This window comes from Nitrospira sp., from assembly GCA_030692565.1.
In the GTDB taxonomy this organism is placed as follows: Bacteria; Nitrospirota; Nitrospiria; order Nitrospirales; family Nitrospiraceae; genus Nitrospira_D.
Genome location: JAUYAO010000004.1, coordinates 1 through 20770 on the forward strand (window position 1 = coordinate 1; position 20770 = coordinate 20770).

Annotated in this window: 26 protein-coding genes and 2 tRNA genes; 16 read left to right on the top strand and 12 right to left on the bottom strand. The window is 57.9% G+C overall.

All coding sequences use genetic code 11. From position 1 onward, the window contains the following. Positions 1–293: 293 nt before the first annotated feature. Positions 294–2150, top strand: a complete 1857-nt coding sequence (locus Q8N04_01135) for an ATP-dependent DNA helicase RecQ (protein ID MDP3089256.1) — start codon at positions 294–296, stop codon at positions 2148–2150. A gap of 203 nt (positions 2151–2353) precedes the next feature. On the opposite strand, the gene thrH is transcribed toward Q8N04_01135, so the two are convergent. After that, entirely contained in the window at positions 2354–2971 is a 618-nt protein-coding gene (thrH, locus tag Q8N04_01140; protein ID MDP3089257.1) for a bifunctional phosphoserine phosphatase/homoserine phosphotransferase ThrH, read from the bottom strand. A 192-nt stretch (positions 2972–3163) separates the two neighbouring features. Here thrH and Q8N04_01145 point away from each other — a divergent pair, with 192 nt between their 5' ends. Further along, on the top strand, positions 3164–3313 hold the full coding sequence (locus Q8N04_01145) for a hypothetical protein (GenBank protein ID MDP3089258.1): 150 nt from the start codon (positions 3164–3166) through the stop codon (positions 3311–3313). A gap of 125 nt (positions 3314–3438) precedes the next feature. Here Q8N04_01145 and Q8N04_01150 read toward each other — a convergent pair whose 3' ends face one another. After that, a complete protein-coding gene (locus Q8N04_01150; GenBank protein ID MDP3089259.1) occupies positions 3439–4212 on the bottom strand; it encodes a YkgJ family cysteine cluster protein in 774 nt (257 codons plus the stop codon). Between the two features lie 43 nt (positions 4213–4255). Between Q8N04_01150 and Q8N04_01155 the strand changes: the two genes are divergently transcribed. Next, positions 4256–4714 (top strand): hypothetical protein, encoded by a 459-nt coding sequence (locus Q8N04_01155; protein MDP3089260.1) that lies wholly within the window; start codon positions 4256–4258, stop codon positions 4712–4714. Between the two features lie 56 nt (positions 4715–4770). Here Q8N04_01155 and Q8N04_01160 read toward each other — a convergent pair whose 3' ends face one another. Continuing rightward, the gene (locus Q8N04_01160) at positions 4771–5586 is read right to left on the bottom strand and encodes a YdcF family protein (GenBank protein MDP3089261.1); all 816 of its coding nucleotides are present in this window, start codon (positions 5584–5586) and stop codon (positions 4771–4773) included. Positions 5587–5669: 83 nt separating this feature from the next. Between Q8N04_01160 and Q8N04_01165 the strand changes: the two genes are divergently transcribed. Then, entirely contained in the window at positions 5670–6143 is a 474-nt protein-coding gene (locus tag Q8N04_01165; GenBank protein MDP3089262.1) for an EVE domain-containing protein, read from the top strand. 12 nt (positions 6144–6155) lie between these two features. Here Q8N04_01165 and Q8N04_01170 read toward each other — a convergent pair whose 3' ends face one another. Then, positions 6156–6404, bottom strand: coding sequence for an ImmA/IrrE family metallo-endopeptidase (locus Q8N04_01170; GenBank protein MDP3089263.1), 249 nt, complete (start codon positions 6402–6404; stop codon positions 6156–6158). 230 nt (positions 6405–6634) lie between these two features. Here Q8N04_01170 and ricT point away from each other — a divergent pair, with 230 nt between their 5' ends. The 4 genes from ricT (at position 6635) to Q8N04_01190 (ending at position 9793) form a co-directional block, all read left to right on the top strand. Further along, complete coding sequence (ricT, locus tag Q8N04_01175; GenBank protein MDP3089264.1) at positions 6635–7390, top strand: regulatory iron-sulfur-containing complex subunit RicT; 756 nt, start codon at positions 6635–6637, stop codon at positions 7388–7390. A gap of 306 nt (positions 7391–7696) precedes the next feature. Continuing rightward, entirely contained in the window at positions 7697–8215 is a 519-nt protein-coding gene (locus tag Q8N04_01180; protein MDP3089265.1) for a DUF1264 domain-containing protein, read from the top strand. A 98-nt stretch (positions 8216–8313) separates the two neighbouring features. Next, the gene (locus Q8N04_01185) at positions 8314–8772 is read left to right on the top strand and encodes a cytochrome c (protein ID MDP3089266.1); all 459 of its coding nucleotides are present in this window, start codon (positions 8314–8316) and stop codon (positions 8770–8772) included. Continuing rightward, positions 8735–9793 carry a hypothetical protein gene (locus tag Q8N04_01190; GenBank protein MDP3089267.1) on the top strand — a complete coding sequence of 353 codons (1059 nt, stop codon included), beginning with the start codon at positions 8735–8737 and terminating at the stop codon, positions 9791–9793. Before Q8N04_01185 ends, Q8N04_01190 begins: the two co-directional genes overlap by 38 nt. Before the next feature lie 217 nt (positions 9794–10010). On the opposite strand, the gene Q8N04_01195 is transcribed toward Q8N04_01190, so the two are convergent. The 5 genes from Q8N04_01195 to Q8N04_01215 all read right to left on the bottom strand — a co-directional run bounded on the left by Q8N04_01195 (position 10011) and on the right by Q8N04_01215 (position 12872). Next, positions 10011–11165 carry a Fic family protein gene (locus Q8N04_01195; GenBank protein MDP3089268.1) on the bottom strand — a complete coding sequence of 385 codons (1155 nt, stop codon included), beginning with the start codon at positions 11163–11165 and terminating at the stop codon, positions 10011–10013. Positions 11166–11399: 234 nt separating this feature from the next. Next, positions 11400–11475 (bottom strand) — tRNA-Lys (locus Q8N04_01200). 61 nt (positions 11476–11536) lie between these two features. Continuing rightward, positions 11537–11613: transfer RNA gene (locus Q8N04_01205), tRNA-Arg, on the bottom strand. A 47-nt stretch (positions 11614–11660) separates the two neighbouring features. Then, positions 11661–12308, bottom strand: a complete 648-nt coding sequence (locus Q8N04_01210; protein ID MDP3089269.1) for a YkgJ family cysteine cluster protein — start codon at positions 12306–12308, stop codon at positions 11661–11663. Positions 12309–12314: 6 nt separating this feature from the next. Then, complete coding sequence (locus Q8N04_01215; protein ID MDP3089270.1) at positions 12315–12872, bottom strand: hypothetical protein; 558 nt, start codon at positions 12870–12872, stop codon at positions 12315–12317. 306 nt (positions 12873–13178) lie between these two features. Between Q8N04_01215 and Q8N04_01220 the strand changes: the two genes are divergently transcribed. After that, the gene (locus tag Q8N04_01220) at positions 13179–13466 is read left to right on the top strand and encodes an HU family DNA-binding protein (protein ID MDP3089271.1); all 288 of its coding nucleotides are present in this window, start codon (positions 13179–13181) and stop codon (positions 13464–13466) included. A gap of 139 nt (positions 13467–13605) precedes the next feature. Here Q8N04_01220 and Q8N04_01225 read toward each other — a convergent pair whose 3' ends face one another. Next, complete coding sequence (locus Q8N04_01225) at positions 13606–13881, bottom strand: MoaD/ThiS family protein (protein MDP3089272.1); 276 nt, start codon at positions 13879–13881, stop codon at positions 13606–13608. Positions 13882–13979: 98 nt separating this feature from the next. Between Q8N04_01225 and Q8N04_01230 the strand changes: the two genes are divergently transcribed. The 7 genes from Q8N04_01230 to Q8N04_01260 all read left to right on the top strand — a co-directional run bounded on the left by Q8N04_01230 (position 13980) and on the right by Q8N04_01260 (position 18676). After that, positions 13980–14387: a hypothetical protein gene (locus Q8N04_01230; protein ID MDP3089273.1), complete on the top strand. Its 408-nt coding sequence runs from the start codon at positions 13980–13982 to the stop codon at positions 14385–14387. Then, the gene (gene rfbC / locus Q8N04_01235; protein MDP3089274.1) at positions 14377–14937 is read left to right on the top strand and encodes a dTDP-4-dehydrorhamnose 3,5-epimerase; all 561 of its coding nucleotides are present in this window, start codon (positions 14377–14379) and stop codon (positions 14935–14937) included. The genes Q8N04_01230 and rfbC overlap by 11 nt, the downstream gene beginning before the upstream one ends. Positions 14938–15048: 111 nt before the next feature. Continuing rightward, positions 15049–15477: a rubrerythrin family protein gene (locus Q8N04_01240; GenBank protein ID MDP3089275.1), complete on the top strand. Its 429-nt coding sequence runs from the start codon at positions 15049–15051 to the stop codon at positions 15475–15477. A 105-nt stretch (positions 15478–15582) separates the two neighbouring features. Next, positions 15583–16857, top strand: coding sequence for a heterodisulfide reductase-related iron-sulfur binding cluster (locus Q8N04_01245; GenBank protein MDP3089276.1), 1275 nt, complete (start codon positions 15583–15585; stop codon positions 16855–16857). Further along, complete coding sequence (locus Q8N04_01250; protein ID MDP3089277.1) at positions 16854–17438, top strand: DUF3501 family protein; 585 nt, start codon at positions 16854–16856, stop codon at positions 17436–17438. The genes Q8N04_01245 and Q8N04_01250 overlap by 4 nt, the downstream gene beginning before the upstream one ends. Then, a complete protein-coding gene (locus Q8N04_01255; GenBank protein MDP3089278.1) occupies positions 17438–18190 on the top strand; it encodes a 6-carboxytetrahydropterin synthase in 753 nt (250 codons plus the stop codon). Before Q8N04_01250 ends, Q8N04_01255 begins: the two co-directional genes overlap by 1 nt. Positions 18191–18196: 6 nt before the next feature. Next, positions 18197–18676, top strand: a complete 480-nt coding sequence (locus Q8N04_01260; protein ID MDP3089279.1) for a nuclear transport factor 2 family protein — start codon at positions 18197–18199, stop codon at positions 18674–18676. Positions 18677–18742: 66 nt separating this feature from the next. On the opposite strand, the gene Q8N04_01265 is transcribed toward Q8N04_01260, so the two are convergent. After that, positions 18743–20251: an ATP-binding protein gene (locus Q8N04_01265; GenBank protein MDP3089280.1), complete on the bottom strand. Its 1509-nt coding sequence runs from the start codon at positions 20249–20251 to the stop codon at positions 18743–18745. Between the two features lie 141 nt (positions 20252–20392). After that, complete coding sequence (locus Q8N04_01270) at positions 20393–20725, bottom strand: thioredoxin family protein (GenBank protein ID MDP3089281.1); 333 nt, start codon at positions 20723–20725, stop codon at positions 20393–20395. Between the last annotated feature and the right edge of the window lie 45 nt (positions 20726–20770).

Consider the following 20770-nt stretch of genomic DNA (forward strand, 5'->3'; position numbering starts at 1 on the left):
ACCGCGCCCGCCGCTGCTGCTCTGAGTCGGGTCGACTGCCGATCTCTGGCCCTGGGCCAACGGCGTGCGTCGCGAATTCGTGACAGGCGCGGAAAACTCTCATTCACCCTTGACTGTCAAGACAGTCGCTTACAAAGGGGATGAAAAGATGAGTGCTGACTGGAGTGCCCCCTCTCAAAGCCGAAAGCTGATGACTGTTTTCCTAGGGGGCTATTAGCCGTCGACCGCTTGTTCAGGGCCAACCGCTCGTCTATACTCCGCCCGTATCGACATCTAACTCGTTTACGCACACCTTGTACGATCTAGAGAAACAGCTTCGACAGCAGTTCGGTCTCGCCCAGTTCCGGCCCGGCCAAGAGGACGTCATGCGGGCCGTCTTGGCCCGCCGCGACGCGATGGTGGTCATGCCGACCGGCCAGGGGAAATCGCTCTGCTATCAACTTCCTGCGACACTCTTGCCAGGGTTGACCCTCGTGGTGTCCCCGCTTATCGCTTTGATGCAGGATCAAGTTGAGAGCCTGAGGCAACGGAAAATCTCTGCTGCCGCCTTCCATTCCGGCCTGACCGAGCAGCAGCGAGACAAGGTCATCCAGGGTCTTCACCTTCAAAGTCTCAAACTGCTCTATGTGGCGCCAGAACGGATTCAACACGAAGGGTTTCTGCGCCTGGTCAGGAAATGCCTGGTGTCGCTCCTGGTCGTCGATGAAGCGCATTGCATCTCCCAATGGGGGCATGATTTCAGACCCGACTATATGAAGCTCGGGCGCCTGCGCCAGGAACTCAACAATCCGCCCTGTTTGGCGTTGACGGCCACGGCGACGACGCGGGTGCAGGCCGACATTTGTGAACGGTTGACCCTGCGCGATCCGTTGCCCGTGGTGACGGGATTCCGCCGGGAAAATTTAGCCTTGTCCGTCCGGCTCTGTTCGTCGCTTGGGGAGAAGCTGACGGAATTGGATCGGCTGGTGCGCAAATGCGACACGGGGACCATTGTGATTTATGGAGCCACCCGCCGGACGGTGGAGGACGTCGCGAGCTGGCTCGGGCAAACCCATCCGTCTGTTGGGTACTACCATGCCGGGCTTTCCGATGAGGAGCGGCGACTCGTCCATGATGATTTTCGCCAGGGGCAGCTCCGCATTCTCGTGGCGACCAACGCGTTCGGTATGGGCATCGATAAGGCGGACGTGCGTTTGGTCGCGCACATCGATATTCCGGGAAGCATCGAAGCCTACTACCAAGAGGCGGGCCGCGCCGGGCGCGACGGGTTGCCGGCTGCTTGTGTGCTGCTGTTTCACGAGCGGGATCTCAATACGCAGGAATATTTCATTCAGCAGGCGGCGAAAGATCCGGCGAGTGGAGAACGTGCGGCTCGCATGCGGACGTTGCTTCGCGAGATGCTGGCCTATGTGTCGGTCCGTACCTGCCGCCAGCTGGCGATTCTGGATTACTTCAGCGATGCCGAGGAGCGGGCCATGGGGCCTTGCGGCCTCTGCGATCGCTGCGTGAGCGAGGTGCATGAAGCGCCCGCATCTCTTCAGGATGATGCGGCCTGTGCCAGGGCTGTGTTGCAGACGGTGGCCTGGTGTGATGGGCGATTCGGGGTGACCCGCGTTGTGGAGATTCTTCGCGGCAGCCAATCGAAGGCGATCCTGTCGCAAGGAGCCGAGCGGTGTGAGAGTTATGGCTTCTGTCGGGACTCCTCAAAAACGACGGTCACGCATGCGGTGAAAGATCTGATTGATTCGGGCTATCTGGCGGTGATTGGTCAGGAGTATCCCTTGCTTGACCTGACGCGCCTGGGCCGCGAGGTGCTGAACGGGACCCGTGCCCTCGACGCACGGCAGGCGGCCGGGGGCGCGATCGGTGCACGATCGACAAAGCCAGTGGCTGAACGGCGACCCTCTCGCGCGATCGAACTCGCCGCTCAGGGTGATCCGCAGCTCTATGAGCGGCTCCGCCGGCTCAGAACGGCATTGGCGGAAGAGGAGGGGGTGGCGCCGTTCGTCATCTTTCATGACAAAACCTTGCGCACGATTGCCAGCCACAAGCCCGTGACCCAGGCGGCCTTGCTGGAAATCCCCGGCATCGGCGACGCGAAAGTCGAGCGCTACGGCCGTCGGGTGTTGGAGATAGTGAATGGAGAGTAAGAAAGCAGTCAGCTTTCAGCAGTCAGCTTTCTTTTCCCCTCCTTCGTAAGGAGGGGGCAGGGGAGGTCGAGACTTCCGGCAGCCGTGACGGGCATGTGAGGTTGCATCGGCATGGTAGCTCATGAGCTGCTACCCCTCCTGGCCTCCCCTTACAAAGGGGAGGAAAAATTAGTGGCTGAGAGCTGAACGCTGATGGCTGAACGCTATTTCAAATTCCCCGCCTTCGCAAACTTCTCTTGCAGTTCGCTATAGGTCTGGGTCACCGGAAACTGCGGGAATTCTTTCGGCAGATGATCGGGCGGCCGGAAGAAGAATCCGGCGTCGGCTTCGCCCAGCATGGCGGTGTCGTTGTAGGCGTCGCCGGCGGCCATGGTGAAAAAGTTCAACGACTTGAAGGCGGCGACGGAATACTTTTTCTGATTCGGCATCCGCATGTGGTGCGCCGCGATGCGGCCGCTTCCGTCGATTTCAAGCTGGTTGCAGAACAGCGTGGGATAGCCCAACTGACGCATGAGCGGCAGCGCGAATTGATAGAACGTGTCCGAGAGAATAATCACCTGGCAGCGCTCACGTAACCAGGTGACGAATGCCGGCGCTCCTTCCAGCGGCCCCATCTTATCGATCACGCTCTGAATGTCGGCGAGGGTCAACTTGTGCTCATCGAGAATGGCGAGCCGCCGCTTCATCAGCTTGTCATAATCCGGCATCTCTCTCGTCGTGATCTTGAGTTCTTCGATTCCGGTCTTGAGCGCAACATTGATCCAGATTTCCGGCACGAGCACGCCTTCTAAATCCAAACAGGCAATCACAGGCTTCTGCATTCGAGCTTCTCCTTGCTGGGCGGTTGATAGGGGACTCACAGCTTTTGTTCGATGTTCCCTCTCCCTTCCAGGGAGAGGGGTAGGGGGAGGGGGTCTCACGGCGAGCTGGATCGCTTCCAGTACCGCTGAAGTTTCTATCAGTGCCTCATGATTCCAGAAGCGTAAGACTCGGTATCCCTGAAGGCTTAGCCAGTGAGTACGGACTTCATCGTTCCTTGTCTCGTCAGCATGTTGCCCGCCATCAAGCTCAACGATCAGCCGCTGTTCAAGACAGCAGAAATCTACTATGTAGGGGCCAACCGGATGTTGACGCCTAAACTTAAGCCCATTGAGTTGTCTTGACCGGAGCAATTGCCATAGGCGTCGCTCGGCGTCTGTTTGATTCGCACGCAAGGAACGCGTAAAGGCTTTCTTCCCCTCACCCCTGCCCTCTCCTCCAAGGGGAGAGGGTGGTTGTTGGTTGGACATTATGCTTCCTTCTGAAATGCCTGACTGAGGAACCGCCAGACTTTGTCGAGCGCGCGATCGAGGATGTGGGTGCCCTGCCAGCGCGGCTGATTCTCCTGCTCATGGCGGGCGGCCCAATCGAGCGCGGTCGCGAGGGGGATCAGCGTCGGCAGTTGCTCCGTCAGTTCGCCCCACAAGAGACTCAGCACCGGTCCGATCCGCACCGGAACCGGCAAGGCATCAACGGGATGTTCCGCCGGGTCTTGGCACCACTCGGCCGGTGAGGTCACCAGCAATTCGCGGCAGGCTGCCGGCCGGTGCTCGTAGATGGTGCAGACGTCCTGATCGAGAAATGCGCACGGGAGCCGCAGCGCATAATAGGCGCGATTGATCGGCTCCAGCGCCGTGTCGTCAGGCGGGTTCGTCGATTCACCCATCTCGATCAAATTATTCCAGAGTCCGCGGGCCAGCAGGGCCGTCCGCGTGACGGCCAACCGTTGAGTCAGGCGGGTCTGTTCGGCTTCCGGCAAGGTCTGCACATAGGCGCGCAGCGCAAAGGCTTCGGGGGCTGAGACCGGCACGAGCATGCGGCAACAGGCGGCGCAACCTTTTTTGCATGAGATGGCATGTCCCGCCTCAATGCTTCGGCGTTCTTCCAGGGCCTGGGCTTCTTCTCCCAGCCGCCGCATCATCGGCACGATCGCCGAGACCGGCACGAAGCCAGTGGGCACGTCGACCGCACTGGTGAGTTGCCCCGCCGGGGTGTTCAGAGAGATGTCGTATCGTTCGGTCATCGGGTCTCTATGTTGTCGAGTAGTTCGCATCATAGAGAAGCATTTGGCGCAGGGTCAACCGGAACGCGTCCTTGCTCCTCCTCCACGGAATGCCGATAATGGCGGCATGCTTTCTGGTCATGTGATCGGTTTGTTGAAAGAGTATATGCAGGATCTGGTGGAGCAGGCCCGGCAGGAGACCTTGGCTCAGGAGCGGTTTGGCTTTTCCGCCTCTGCCTATCGGCCTGACCATGCCATCTCGGATCTGTTGGCGCTCCTTGATGACCGCATCGAGTCTGAAGGTATGCAGGTCGGGTTGCCCGAGGGCTTTCTTCATGACATGTGGGGGCTTTGTAATGAGGCGAGCACATTTTTGACCGATCGAGTTTATGTCGAGAGCAATGTAGGATCCGAAGCCGGGAGTAAAGCGAGAACCAGAGAGCTGACGTATCGTGCGCTGCTGGCGTTTATTGAGGATCGGGGGCGGGCCTTGTCGCAGGGTGAGGGGGGAGCTGAGGTATGAGTCGACTCCTCAAGTGCCGTTCGTTTCTGGCTTTTGTCGAAACGGGGGTGCGGCTTTCAGAGCTTTCCCGCGAGCCGGTAGACGGCGATGCCGGCGAGTTCCTCGATCGCTTCTGATACTTCCCGGAAAGCCCATGTGGCGGGAAGCACATCGAAAATGGAGAGGGTGTCCCAGCCATCCGTGACCCGGTTTCTTGCATGAAATCCGCAAGGGGAGGGGATGACGTCGAATCCTTGCGCGCGGAATAGCGCCGCCGCTCTTGGCATATGGGTTGCGGAGGCGACCAGGATAATCGAGGCGCGGTCGCCGAGGAGCGTTTTCGTTCTTGTGGCATTTTCGTAGGTTGTGCGGGCCTGGTCTTCTGTGATGATAGCGGTTGCGGGGACTCCGAGGCGGGTGGCAAATTCTTTCAGGACCGTCGCCTCGGCCGGCCCTGCCCCCAATACGCGGGCGTCTCCGCCGGTTACAAGCAGCGATGGGGCGATGCCATGACGGTAGAGATCGGCGCCGCAGACCGTTTGCCGCATGGATTCTTCCGTCAGTTCGATCCTGGGGCGTAGCGAGCCGGCGTCTCGCAGTCCGCCACCCAACACCACGATGGTGCCGTTCGCGATTGGCCTCGGAAGGCCTGACGGAAGGTGTTCGTCTTCCAGCGCGGCTACAAGCACGTGCGCAGTCAGTGGAGACGTGAGGATGAGGAGCAGGGTGACCAGAGCCATAGCGCTCAGGCGGAGGCGGCGCTGTCGTACGGAAGAGAAGGGAAGCCAGGCGAAGAGCAGGACCAGGCCCGAGAGACCGAGGATCCAGGTCAGGGGATAGACACCATACTTGACGAGCTTATAGAGGCCGAAGAAAAATGGGCTCAGTTCCATCGACGTTCCTTAGGGATGATGGGGGTCGCTAGGACGTGCAGCATAGCAGTCGTGGGAGATTTGACCAAGAGAGGATGTCAGGGATGTCGCACCCAAAGCAATATTGGCTGATGAAATCAGAACCGTTGGTGTTTTCGATCGAGGACCTGGCGCGGGCGCCGAAGCGCATGACCTCGTGGGATGGGGTACGGAACTACCAAGCCAGAAATTTCATGCGGGCGATGCAGCCGGGCGATCAGGTGTTGTTCTACCACAGTAACGCGAATCCTCCGGCTATCGTGGGAATCGCGGAGGTCACGGCTACGGCGTATCCCGATCCGACCCAGTTCGAGCGGCGCCACAAGCATTTCGATCCTGCCAGCGATCCCAAGGCACCCCGGTGGGACATGGTCGATATCCGCCATGTCCGGACCTTCGATGCGCCCATTTCGCTCGACTCTTTGCGGATGGAGAAGGCGCTCGCGGGGATGGCGCTTTTGCAGAAAGGTTCTCGATTGTCGGTTCAGCCGGTCACGAAAGGGGAGTGGGAATACATCATGAAGCTGGCCAACGGGTGATTCTGCCTGGCCTCAGGTGCTCGCCTTTCCTTCGTCGAGATGTCGATGTTGCCAGTCCAGCCAGGCATGTCCGAGTTCGTGCGCGAGGATATAGCGGCGCCTGGTCATCGGGAGGCGCTTTCGAATATAAATCGTCCTGTTGTCGTCATCCCAGATGCCATCGGCGTTGGCATCGCGCTTATCCATTTCAGTATCCGTCAGCTGGCGGATTGAAATTTGATAGCCGAAGGGGAGAACGACTCTCGTCGGAATTCGTATCATGCGAGAACGGCTCCTTTATCAGTCCACGGTATCGGGGAAATTGCATTTCGCTCGTTCAGCCGAGTCGGCTCTAGTACATTACCACAAAGCCTCAGTGCGACGATGTTCTAATATATTATCCATATCAATGGCTTAGGAGAGTTTTTGGTGCTGGGAGTCGCAACGGCAGTTTAGCGCGACCGCCTCTTCGCCGGTTTCCCTTCAGGGTGAACTCGTGTATCATGCGAGCCATGAATCAGGTCACAATCGACGAGATGGTAAAGGCCTACCCCCAATCGGTCCGGTTGACCGAAGTGAAGATCCGGGATCGCGGGGAGGTCAAGAAACTGGATGCCGGAGAATTACTTCTGCGGACCGGTGACCGGGTCTTGCTCGAAGCCGATGGCGAAGTGACCTACGGTGTGGTGTACACCGCGCCTTACGAGACTCCGTTTATTCCGCCCATGCGCGTATTGAAGCCGATTCTGCGCAAGGCAAACGGGGAAGATGCTGCGCTCGTGTCACGGCTTGAGCGGCTCTCTCACGAGGCCATGGCGTATTGCCGGGCGAAGGCTAGTGAGATGAAGCTTCGGTTGAAGCTGGTCGAGGTCTATGGCGCGCTCCAGCGCCGGCAACTGACCTTCGTATATACCGCAGACGATCGTATCGATTTCCGCGAGCTCGTGCGTGACTTGGCCAGGCGTTTTGGCGGCCGGATCGAAATGCGCCAGGTAGGTGTCCGGGAGGAAGCCCGGCGACTCGGCGGACTCGATACCTGCGGACTGGTACTCTGTTGCACCAGCTTTCTGACAGAGGTCAAGCCGGTGACCGTGAAGCAGGCGAGAACAATGGGGTTGCAGGTCGAAGATCCCCGGCTGCTCGGCGTCTGCGGACGATTGAAATGTTGCCTCATGTTCGAGATGATGGACGCGCAAGGCGCGCTCCCTCAGCCGGCCCAGAAACTCATCACTCCCTCGCGATCGACCCCGCCCGTTCGATCTTCCTAGGACTTGACTCTTCTGCGTAAGCCAACAACTCGTTTCCGGGTTGTCTCTAGCGGACTTGCTCTATTTTGCTCCATCTGACCCTTGTCGATTGTGATAAATCACGCGCACGAGTGTGCAGGATTTTCTGCAGCGATTTTCAGCTGTTCCGGGCATCAGGTCATGCAAACTGGCCTGGAGCTTCGGGCGATAGTTTTTCGAATCCTTTTCTGTCGATTCCGCTCTCAGTAGGGTGAACGCTCAAGGAGGATCAGTAGGTCGCATCCGTGTTGTGCCATATTCCAACCCCAAATCAGGAGGTCGCAAGTGATGAAAAAAGGACTGTTAGTCATGATTGCGGTGACAGCCATCGGCTGTGCCGGAGTGGCGCCGCAGAAGGCGATGAGCGGAGAGCCGAAGTCGCCGGTCGAAGGGTTCGACATCCATGTACAGGCTCCTCATTTGATGGCAAACGGGGAACCGGGCGGACCGTTCCATCACTATTGCAAAGGCATCTCAGACAAGATTCTTCAATGTCTTCTGTTCGACTCGACCGATCCCAAAGCCAAGCTCGTCGCGATTGAGTATTTCGTGTCAAAAGACCTGACCAGGAAGTTGCCTGCCATTCAGTGGCACCGTCATTTCCACGATCATAAGGTCGAGATTGCCACGGGCCGCGTGCAGATTCTCGACATGCCGGCCGATCAAGCCGCGAAGGTGGCCGAAGTGGCCGCCGGAACGGACGGTGTGATCTATCACTTGTGGCAGCATGGGCAGGAATTCCCGGACGGCACGGTGAGTTTCCCGCAGTCACTCGGGCACAAGTTCCCTGGCCATTCAGACAAGTAGACGATCGTTGATCGGGCCAGCCCCGTCTTTGTTGATGTGGGCTGGCCCCCTCACGTTTTTTCACTGCATAGGCCGGATTCCATCGCTGAGGGGGTGCCATGATGGCGCAGGGTTGTCGACATTGGGTGTTGCTGGGTCTGTCTATCATGGTCATGATCGGACAAGTTCCCGCGGTGGCGTCGGCCACTGAGGCGGCGGTGCTCAAGCCCCGGGTGCCGGCCGATAAGATTGATGAGGCCAGAACATGGATCAATCCGTTTGAAGCGACGCCTGAGAATATTGACAAGGGGCGGGCCTTGTTTCAGGGCAAGGCGTTTTGCGTGACCTGTCATGGGAAAGAGGGGAAGGGGTTGGGTGATATTCCTGGCCTTGTCGGCAAGCTCCCGCGCAATTTCACCGACAAGATTTGGCAGGCCGCCCGCACGGACGGTGAGCTCATCTGGATTCTCAAGAATGGGAGCCCGGGGACCGATATGGCGTCATTTGTTCCCCTGGTTCTCACCGAAGAAGAAGCCTGGCATGTCCTGCTGTATGTGCGATCCTTCGGGCAGCCCTAATCTGATCGGTATGGCCCGGCCGTATTCCCGCTATCTGTTCTTCAGCGCAGTTCTTCTCCTTGCCTTGATGAGTCTTCCCGGCCGCGCCCTGGCGGAATGGTCTGCCATCGCTGAGACCAAAGTGCTCTACACTGACAATGTGTTTGAACTTTCCTCCTCGCGGCGTCTGGCGCTGGCTGAAGACCCCAGTCAGCCGGCGGTCGTGTCCGTCAAGAAGGCCGGCGATGTGGTGTGGGAACCGTCGATCGATCTACGCCACCGCTCGCGCCCGACGAATCTCGGCGATATGGAGGTGTCGCTAAAAGCCGCGGGTTTCGTCTTCACGGACAATCCGATTTTCAATCACGGTAATTACCGTATACAGGTGAAGCAGGCGCTGGATGCCGATACCTCCATCCTGATCCGGTACCGGTTTGTCCCGAATCTGTTTCTCGGCCCCAATACGGAGCGCCGGACCGGCCTCCGTCTTCCGGAAGAAGAGCGGGTGACCTCACATATTTGGCGAGTGCAGGTGGAACGACGGCTGTCGGAGTCGTTGATCGGGACGCTGGTTGCCCGGTATGGCCTGCGGCAATTTAACGACGTCTTTGCCGAGCGCGATACCGCCTTCTGGAGCGCCGGGCCACAGGTGGAGTGGCTGGTGATGTCGCGGGTCACGCTCAGTCTGGCCTATTTGTTTGAACAGGGCCTGGCCGATGGCCGCGAGCAGACCCAATTCAGAGACGACGTTTCCTACCGCCAGCATTTTACGTCGATTGGCGCCACGGTTCAGATCGCCGAACCGCTTTCATTCATGGTGGGGTATGCCTATCGGCGCAAGGAATTTACGAGTGAGATTGCGGGCGATTCGAATCGAGGAGTTGTGGACACGACTCACCAAGGCTCTGCCGAATTTCAATACCGCCTCTCACCTGCTGCCATCATGACACTGGGCGTGCAGCGATCGCAGCGCTTATCGAACGTGACCTCCCGAGAATTTTTCAATACCAATACCTCCCTGGGGATCCAGTATCGCTTCTAGAGAGCAGGATGAGTGTTGTAGTGGGCCAGGATGATCGTTGCCCAAGCTATGTAGGGCGGCTTGCCAGCACGCTGGGCGATTAGAATGATGGTAGAAAAATTTGGAGTGTTTGGGGCAGGCCTGGTAGGGGGCAAACCTACGGCCCGCTGATGAAGAGCAGCGGACCGGTAAGAACCCGCGTCTATTTCGAGGAGTGCACGTCAGCCCCTCAGGGCGCTTATTTGCCGTTCCCCTTCAACTCGATTGTTTCCATGATGGGTTTTGCCAGGTACAGTTTTCCCCACGTGCGCCCTGTAATTTCTTCTAACATCCCTTTTTTTTGTAGAAGTATCACGGCCTGTCTCGCGGTGGGGTTGGAGACCTTGAGAACATGTTCAGCCCGTGAGACGGACATATACGGGTTCAGAAAGAGTTCGTCCAACAACGCCAACGCTTTTGCTTTGTCGCGAAGGCGAGCACGGAACTTTTCGCGAAGATCCATCAGGCGGCCAGCCTGTCCCACGGCTTCAAGCGCAATTTCTGTGACGCCGGCAATGAAGAATCGAAGCCAGCTCATCCAGTCTCCGTGAGTTCTGACTCGTTGCAGAAGATCATAGTAGTCTTGGCGATGGGCCTCGATGTATGAGGATAAGTAGAGCAGAGGTTGCGGCAGCCGACCCCGCTCGATGAGAAAGAGTGTGATCAAGAGCCTTCCCAATCGACCATTCCCATCCAGAAACGGGTGAATCGCTTCAAACTGCTCATGCATGATGGCGCACTGGATGAGATCGGGGAGCGTGTTCCGCTCGTGGAGAAAGCGTTCCCAATCTCCCAGCAAGTCGTCCAAGTATTCCGGTGGCGGAGGGACATAGGGAGCCGTTTCGATGGTGCTTCCTGATGGGCCAATCCAGTTTTGACTGCGGCGAAACTCTCCGGGCGTCGCTCGGTCGCCCCGTACTCCCTTCATCAGTCGCCCGTGCATCTCTCGCACGAGCCTGAGCGAAAGAGGGAGCTTCTGTAACCGTTCGAGACCATGTTCCATTGCCGCGACATAATTCCGTACTTCTTGAACGTCATGATCTTCGGTACGCCGTGCTGGCTCTTCCATCTCATCTATTAACAGATCGGACAGGCTGGCTCTTGTTCCCTCGATACGGGAGGACAAGACCGCTTCGCGTCGGACATAAGGGGCGATCAAGAGGTGCGGGTTGGGGAGATGTCGGCCTAGTCCCGAAAGTTCACTGAGGGCTGCATCGGCCCGAGACAGCGACAGCACAAACTGGTCATCGTATGTAAGCGTGGGCGGCAGCTTGGCTGGAATGAACGCCGTATAGCCTGTGGGTGTCCGTATGGCTTTGCCCGCGCTCGGAGCTCGGAAGTCTTTTGGATTCATAGTGTGGGAATCCTGAATGTAAGGCGACTTTCAAAGTGCTTTTAGCTTTGAAAGAAATACTGGTTATTCTTTCAAAGAAAGAGAGGCTTTGCAAGGACTCTTTCAGACAGGGAGAGTCTTGAGGGAGAGAGGGGGCAGAGCTTCAACGGCAGAAAAATAATTCACTCCCATCCGTCTACACGGTGTCTATACCGGCGACTTTGAGGAGGACTGCGGCTTGTAAGTGTTTGATTTTGGTGGGCCGTGTAGGGGTCGAACCTACGGCCCGCTGATTAAGAGTCAGCTGCTCTACCAACTGAGCTAACGGCCCACCTAGGAATGTGCGATGCGAAGGTCTTTGTGCAGTCGTGATCCCTGTCTGTGCTTGCTGATGGTGCGCCTGACAGGATTTGAACCTGTGGCCCTCAGCTCCGGAGGCTGATGCTCTATCCAGCTGAGCTACAGGCGCTCCCGTAAGCAAGGAGTGGCACCTTACCATAGGGCGAAAGTCTCTGTCTAGGCGGTGTGAAGATGGGCGAGAGGGTGTTTTTTGGGGAGGAAGGCATAGGGGAGCAGGAGCTCTTCTCCCTGGCATTGCTGTATTCGGTGCAGCGCGGTCAGTTGTTGAGACTCTTCTCCGGCCAGCCGGTCTTCTTCTTCTCGAAATGGAGAAGAAAGGCGAATGATCGGGATAGCGGTTTGGATGTCGCAGGCGCCTTCAACGCATCCATCCTGGTCAGGTGGGATGCCCATCGATCGACAGGTGAGCGGCCGAAAGGCGTAGACTGCGCAGTCCCCCTCGGAGGTGAGCGCGGGGCAAGGCAGATCCTGGAACTCTTCAGCGAGTTGCTCGGTGAGACGGTCGGGCCAGTTGTCCAGCATCGGTGACGAAGAGAGGCGGGGAAAACGAGCTTCGATTGCCGTCACCTGAGTCTGAGCATTCTGTTGGATGGACTGGCGTTGTGCGTGCGGAAGCCGGGCAAGTCCTTCTTGAAGCTGTTGCTGATCGAGAATCGTGACGGGAAACGTGCCGATGCAGCAATGGCAGCAGCCCTGACGGCAGGGCAGCTGTTCTAAGAGGGCTGCCGCGGCTCGTTCGAACCATCGTGAGGTTTTTTCAGGGAGCGAGGAGAGGCTGGTGATCGGGGTCGGTCGATTCGACACAACCGGCTACTCTTCCTGTGGAGCCATATCGACAATGAGGTCGCCCTTGGGCGAGTAAAAGCCCTGGTCGTCGATCTGGACGATCCCGTTGCACTGTTCCTGATAGAACTCCAGAATCCACCCGTTGAAATCGTAGCCCTCATCCGTCATATCGTCTTTGGAAAAGCGGGTGGTAAGAATGAATTGTGCGCGATTGACGAATTCGAGAGCGAGCTGGGCTTCAATGTCTTCGTAGGCCGTCAGCAGATCGCGATATTGAGTCTGTTCCTGGCCGAAGACGTCTTGATAGGTGCCGCGATCGCGTACGCAAAATAATTGAACCGGCTTCCGGTCTCGGTGATAGCCCAGGGAAATTTGTACCCAGGCCCACTCATCGAGAGCCGCGTCATCAATGTTGGTCGGGACGATGGGCGTCTGACCGCGGGCTTTCAAAAAATCGATCAAGAGTCGGAGCGGCGGCGAATTCTCTTTCTGGCAGAACACGCGAGAATATACATAGTTTTCAGCCTGTTCCGATGAGTCCGCCTGCGCAGATGCGGGAAGAATTGGAAGTTCCCTGCCCATGATGATCCTTTCACTGGAGCCCGTGTTCTTGAGGTGTCCGGCACCTCCGGCCTGAGACGTTTCGCTACTTTACGCCGGGGTCTCAGGCAACTGCAAGAGGGCACTGTAGGCATTTCCCCACGCCTGGCCTGTGTTTTTCTCGTTGACAGCCTGGGGACTCTTGGCTACACTCTCGCGGGTTTTCATGGTGGGAGTGTTGTTGAAGGGCCTTTCGCCAAACGATTCTCAATTCAGCGTGTTTCAAGAGAGGCGAGTCAACATTCGATTTGTGGTTTTCTTCTTCTCACTTTCTAAGGAGGTTCCCGAATGGCAAAATCAATGACGAAGTCGCAGATCGCTGACTACATGGCCCAAAAAGCCGGTATGACCAAGAAGGCCGCCGTCCAAATGATGGACGATTTTGCCGCCTTGGCCTATCGTGAAGCAAAGAACGTCTTCACGGTGCCTGGCATCGGCAAGTTGGTGTTGGCGAACCGCAAAGCCCGGATGGGCCGGAACCCACAGACCGGTGAGCCGATCAAGATCCCGGCCAAGCGGGTGGTGAAGTTCCGCGTCGCGAAGGTGGCTAAGGACGCAATCCTCGGAAAGAAGTAATCGAGGGAGTTCCGTCCGGCATCGGTGCAGCGCCATGAGTTCTCTGGGGCTTCATCCGCTGCAGGTGACGACATAACAAAGGGCTGGTTCTCCAGACGGGGAACCAGCCCTTTGTATTGGTGCCGCCAAGAGTTCTTTTTCAGGAATGCGAGGGTGCCAGACCGCTCCCGCCCATGCCGTCATGGCCGACCAGCCTGATCGCGTCGCCATCTTGCACGAGAGAGTCTTCGCTCGCGATGCGCTTATTGATTGTGACCAGCACTTTCTTCTCCCGCAGCAGTTGCAGTAAGTGGCGGAGTTGAAAGCCTTGGCGTTGAATGACCTGCCGAACGGTGAGCGAGGTGGGGATCTCGCAGGCCATGTCTCGCTCGCCGTCGGCTGTTTGTAGTTGCCCGGTCAGGGTAATGGTGACCATTGGTGCCGCTCCTTGCGTTCGCGTGTGTTCAGATGGGATTTTTTTCGTAGCGGGTAGGCGTTGACTCAGTCGCGCCGCATCCCGATAATAGCGCCATCATGCAATCTTTGGATATCTATAATCCCGGTATGCCGGACCTGCAATTTGTGCTGTTTGTCTCGGCGCTCTGCACCTCCGACCTTCCGACGTTAAACATCCCCCAGCCTCTGAGAGACGAGCTCTTTGAGCGCTGTTGGGCGCTGGTTCATACAGGGCCGCCACCGGTTTCGAAACGCGAGCGCGTATTGGACCTTCGCCATGGGAACGATCTCACGCTGGATGCCTGCCTGGAAGCGATCCAATCGATCCTGGGCGATGCCGGGATTACGACGATTACCTGGGATCATCCGCCGAGTCCTCCTTCGAGGTCCAGTACGCCGGAGGCCCAGCCGTTGATCGATCGCCTTCAGCAACTGTACCCTGACGCGCCCGACATTGTCGATCCGGATGGCGGGCATGCAGGTTAGCGCGACGCCGCTGGAAGGTCTCCTGGTGATCGAGACGACGCTCTGGCGCGATGCGCGCGGGGCCTTCGTGGAAACCTATCATCAGGAGCGCTATCGAGACGCGGGTATCGGGGCGGCGTTTGTGCAGGACAATTTTTCCTGGTCGCAGGCGAATGTGTTGCGGGGTTTGCACTATCAGCTCAGTCGTCCACAAGGGAAGCTCGTGATGGTCGTGGAGGGGCGGGTGTTCGACGTGGCGGTCGACATTCGGAAAGGATCGCCGACCTTTGGCCACTGGCATGGCGTCGAACTGTCGGCCGAGAACGGACGGCAGGTCTATATTCCGCCAGGCTATGCGCACGGGTTTTGTGTGTTGAGCGAACGGGCCGGATTCATGTATCGGTGCACGGACTACTATACTCCATCGGATGAACGGGGCATTCGATGGAATGATCCGCAGCTGGCGATCGACTGGCCGGCCGTGAATCCTCTGGTATCCCAGAAAGATCAAGCCTATAAGACGCTGGCCGAGATGCAGGCCGAGCTTCCGCCGTGGACCGCCGCGCGGTAAGCCAGATCAACCGTTGAACCCCACGCGGGAGCTATGTTATACGCCGTACCGTCAATGCAGAGGGTGATCACCACGAACCATCGTAATTCGTCGTCATAGAAGGAGGACTCAATGGGGAAAAGTTTGAAGGGGACCAAGAGCCACGATAATTTGAAGGGCGCATTTGCCGGCGAATCGCAGGCCAATCGCCGTTATCTCTATTTTGCGCGCCGTGCCGACATCGAAGGTTATCCCGACGTCGGCGGACTGTTTCGCGATACCTCAGAGGCCGAGACCGGCCATGCCTTCGGCCATCTCGATTTCTTGAAGGAAGTCGGCGATCCGGCCACCGGAGTGCCGATCGGCAATACCGAAGCCAACCTCAAGTCGGCGATCGAAGGGGAAACCTACGAATATACCCAGATGTATCCCGGCATGGCCAAGACCGCGCGAGATGAAGGATTCGCCGAACTCGCCGAATGGTTCGAGACGCTGGCCAAAGCCGAGCGCTCGCACGCCAACCGGTTCCAGAAGGGTCTCGATAGCTTGAAGCAAGGCTAATCAGGCACAGGCATTCTGAGGAAGGGTGGGTCGGGCTGAGGTCCGATCCACCCTTCCTCTTTTCCGCCTTGTCTTCCATCCGATCAACAGGAGACAATACCAGCCGTGAAAGGCCTAAGTCTGATCCAGCCGGTCGATTCCGCTCAGCTTGCGAAAGATACGCTGCGCATCTATGAGATTTGCGACGGCTGCCGCCGCTGCTTCAATCTGTGCCCGTCCTTTAATACTCTCCTCGACGGGATTGACCGGCATGACGGCCATGTTGAGAAGGCGATGTCGGCCGAGCATCAGCGGGTGGTGGATGAGTGTTACTACTGCAAGCTTTGTTATAACCATTGTCCCTACACGCCGCCGCATCAGTACGCGTTGGATTTCCCGAAGCTCATGGTGCTGTGGAAGCAACGGTATGCCGCCGAACGGGGCGTGCGCTGGCGGGATTGGCTGCTGATCCAGACCGATCTCATCGGACGGTTCTCGACGATCTCAGCCCGGCTCTCCAATTGGGCATTGAGCCTTGGGGGCGTGCGCCGGCTCATGGAAATGACGGTAGGAGTTCATCGCGACCGAAAGATCATGCATTTCTCCACGGAGACGTTTTCACGCTGGTTTCAGCGCCGTCCGATACCCGCGCCCCTGCCGGGGCCGCAAAAGAAAGTGGCGCTGTTTGCCAGTTGTTTGGTGAACTATCAGGCGTCCGATGTCGGGAAGGCCACGGTGCAGGTCTTGGAAAAGAACGGCGTTCAGGTGGTGGTGCCGGAGCAACAATGTTGCGGGATGCCCTCGTTCGATATCGGGGACACCGCCGCGATGCAGAAAGCGGCTCAAGCGAATCTCCGATCGCTGTTACCCTGGGTCGAACAGGGATACGATGTCGTGGTGCCCGTGCCGAGTTGCAGCTTGATGTTGAAGCGCGAGTATCCAGAGCTGCTCGGCGGTGAAGAGCCGAAGAAGGTTAGCGCGCGGACGTTCGATGTCTGCGAGTACCTCATGAAACTCAAGCGGGAAGGCGCGCTTGCCATGGATTTCGTCAGCAACCCAGGCCGGGTGGCCTATCAGATTCCTTGCCATCTCCGCGATCAGAATATTGGCTTTAAATCAAAGGAGCTGATGGAATGTGCCGGGGCGCAGGTTGAGGTGATTGAGAAATGCTCCGGCCACGACGGATCCTGGTCGGCGAAAACGGAATTCTTCCCGCTTTCAATGACCATTGCCAAGAAGGCGGTGCGCGCAATCGAGCAGGCTCCGGCCGACCTTGTGGCGTCGGACTGTCCGTTAGCCGGGCTGCAATTGGATCAAGCCGGAGCGACGGGGCATGTGGGCGGGAACGCGACCAAGCACCCGATACAGATCGTGCGCGATGCCTACGGGCTGCCGTCATGAATGCGTTGATCTCCAGCGATATTATTCCGTATGCCGACTACGAGCGGCAACGCGAAGGGTTTCGTGCCCGTATTATTGAGTTGAAGCGGCGGCGGCGGATCTCGGTCGGGCCGCTGATCACGCTGGTGTTTGAAAATCGAGAGACGCTCCTGTTTCAGATCCAGGAAATGATTCGCGTCGAGCAGATCTTTGATCCGGCCAAAGTCCAGGAAGAGCTGGATGTGTACAATGCCTTGCTTCCGGGAACGGGCGAGTTGAGCGCGACACTGTTGATCGAGATCACCGACGACGCCAGAATGAAAGAATGGCTCGATGCCTTCATGGGGTTGGATCATGGGCGGAAGGTGGCGATTACCATCGGCGGGGAGCGTCTCTACGCCGAGTTCGAAGGCGGCCATAGCCACGAGACGAAAATCAGCGCCGTGCATTTCGTGCGCTTCCTGGTGCCGCCCTCGGTCAAAGACTTGCTGGCGGATTTGCGTGTGCCGGTGACGCTCTCCGTGCACCACGGCGTGTATCGGGCGGACACGCCGGTTCCCGGCAGCATGCGTGAAGAGTGGCTCAGGGATCTGGAGGGGTAATGCCATCTGTCTTATTGACCAAACGAATCGAATTCGCCGCCGCTCACCGCTATATCAAGCCCGAGTGGGATGAGGCGAAGAACCGCGCCGTCTTCGGCCCCTGCTATAACGCGCCTGCGCACGGGCACAATTACATGCTGGAAGTCACCGTCTCCGGCGAGGTGGATCCCAAGACCGGCATGGTCATCAACTTGTTCGACCTGAAGCAGGTGCTGCTCGCGGTGATCGAAGAATTCGATCACATGAACTTCAACCTGGACCTGCCCTATTTTCGCGACCGAATTCCGACGTCGGAGAACATCGCGCGGGTCCTCTGGACCAAGCTGGCTGCGCAGTCGGATATCGGCACGTTGGATACTATTCGTCTCTACGAAGACGAGGATCTCTATGCGGAAATCACGGCGTCCGGCGGGCTTGATGTGGCCAGCGTCACCCGCCGGTATTCCTTTACGGCGTTGCTCGATGGCCTCCAGGGGCATATGTGGGATTGCTTCGTGTCGGTGCATGGGGCCATCGATCCGGTCACCGGTATGGTGACTGACATTGGGGCGCTGGACCGTCTGGTGCAGGAGCGGGTTGTTCGAGTATGTGATCGGCAGGATCTTAGAGAAATTCTCAAATCCTCTGCCATCAGCGGTGCGCACCTGGCCGAGTACATCTGGCACGCACTCGTGACCCGTCTCTCACCCGCGGCATTAAAGAATATTCGCGTCGTGCAGTCGCGCGATCTTTCCTTCGACTACAACGGGTAGGTTCGTATGGGATTCCAGCCGCTGTGGATCATTCTTCTTGCCGGGTCGCTCGGGTGGAGTCTGTCCGCATGGGCCGGGCAGGATGAAGAGGCTGTTCAGCGCGTGGTCACGCAGGCCGTCGCCGGCACCGCGACCTTTTCAGAGTCGCGAGACAAGCAGTCGGTGTTGATGCTGTACACGGACGATTATGTGGGGAGTCAGGATGGTCAGCCGGAAACCAAGGCGGCGATCGAACAATGGTTGAGCGACTATGAGTCGGAGTTGAAGCAGGGCAATCGATTGCGGTTCATCGGAGCGGTGTCGAATCTCAGGACCGGTCGTGACGGGTCGACAGCCTGGGCGATCTACGACTATGTGTTTCAAGCCATCAGAGATGGTGAGATCGAGGGGCAAGACGCCGGCACCTGTACCAGCCTCTTGCGTAAAGAGAATTTAGTCTGGCGTATTTTCCACGATCACTGTTCGAAGTCGAAACCCACAAGATAAGTCCGCCAAGGCTAGGTGCCGGAGAACGGGCGATCGGGAAGGTTGCCGAGCTCGCCTGCCGGATCACTACTCTGCGTTTAGGATCTCCTGCACCTTCTCGATCAGCGTCGTCGGGAGGAACGGTTTCTGGAGAAAGGGCGTGTCTTCGTGTATTCCGCTGGTCTCCAGCGTCTCTCCCGCATAGCCTGACATATAGAGGATCCGCGCCTCCGGTTGCATCGCTTTTACGCCTTCTACCAGCACCGTACTCTTCATGCGAGGCATGATCACATCCGTTACCAGTAGATGACAAAGACCTTTGTGGAGTTGGAGTTGCTGCAGGGCTTGGATGCCGTCGCCGGCGACCAGCACGTGGTATCCCTGGTCTTGAAGAACGGTGGCCATCAGCGTGCGAATGCTGTCATCGTCTTCGACGAGGAGAATGGTTTCCCGTGTCGTTACCGGCGCCATGGCGGATCGGGTCGCTGCGAGTGAAGCGCCAGATTGTTCGACCCGAGGCAAATACACGGTAAATCGGGTGCCCTGTCCAGGCTGGCTGGTGACATCGATGTAGCCCTGGCTTTGTTTGAGAATGCCGTAGACGGTCGCCAGTCCAAGGCCGGTTCCTTTGTCAGGTCCTTTGGTTGTGAAGAAGGGCTCGAAAATATGAGACAGCGTCTCCTGGTCCATTCCGCATCCGGCGTCTTGGACGAGAATTTTGACGAAGGAGCCTACTCTTGCGCCGGGATGAAGGCGAACGAAGTGTTCATCGAGGTCAATGCAATCAGTCTCGATATTCAGTAACCCTCCGCCCGGCATCGCATCGCGGGCGTTCACGGCCAGATTCATAAGGATTTGTTGGAGCTGGACCGGATCCATCATGGCATGTCCGGCTTCAGGATGGAGCACGACGACCATCTGGATATGCTCACCGATGATCCGCTGCAGCAGATCTTCCATCTCTCTGACGGAAGCATTGATGTCCAGTTCCTTGGGCTCGAACACCTGGCGCCGGCTGAACGTCAGAAGCTTTTTGGTGAGGGCGGCAGCGCGCAGGCCGGCCTGGCTGATCAACTCGATTTCTCGTTTCGCCGGATGCGCGGCCAATTGCTGCAGCAGCCGGTGGGCATGACCGATGACCACCATCATCAGATTATTGAAGTCGTGGGCGATACCGCCGGCGAGCCGACCGATGGCCTCCATTTTTTGCGACTGCTGGAGCGCCTGTGCGGTGCGTTTGTATTCGGTGATATCCGTGATCGTTTCAATGATGTGGGTGCGGCCGTCGGTAGTCGGTGCCTTCGCCCAATGGACAAGCAGGAATTGATTGCCGGGCAGGGGGACCTCGCTGGAAACGACCGTGTCACTTGCCATCGCTTCGGGCATCCGGCAAAAGTCGCAGGGGGTCCGGCACCCGGCGATCTTGTCGTAGCAGGCTTTCCCTGCAACATCGCCGAATTTCTTGAGCCCGGTCTGGTTCTGGAATTGGATCTGATGTGTCGACGGGTCGATGACCGTCACGATGACGGGCTGCGAATTGAGCAGGACCTGCGCATCATACTGCGGAAATCCGGAGCCGTGAGAGGGAGAGGCCATCGGTTCGTTCCAATGACAGGTGTCGAGGCCGCTGGCGGTGCATGCCCCGTGACTGACTCGACAGTACACCAGGCCCCGGACGAGTCAAGAAGTTCGTCGGTTCCGGTCTGTTCCTAAGGAGAACGAGGCAGGCTGTGGGAGCTACTTGGTAAGGTGATCTGAAATGAGTGCCGCGAGTTCAGCCGGCTCGACCACGCCTTCGCGGGTCAGGAGGAGCTTGCCGTTCGAGAAGAAGTGCGTCGTGGGGTACGTTTCAAACGTGTGGGTCTTTTTAATCTCCCGGCAGCGGCCAGGGACATGCATCTTGGCCTTGCCGACCTTGATGCCAGGAAACTTTGCCGCGGTTTCTTCGAGAATAGGGTCATAGGTCTTGCAGGGTTCGCAGGTGGCGAGTCCATAGGCGACGACGGCACCGGGACTGTCGGTGAACTCTTTGTAGTTCTCATCTCGGACGTCTTCGACGGTTCCTGCCATGATCCTGCCTCCTAAAATGAAAGGGGAGGGTTCTCTCGAACGCCT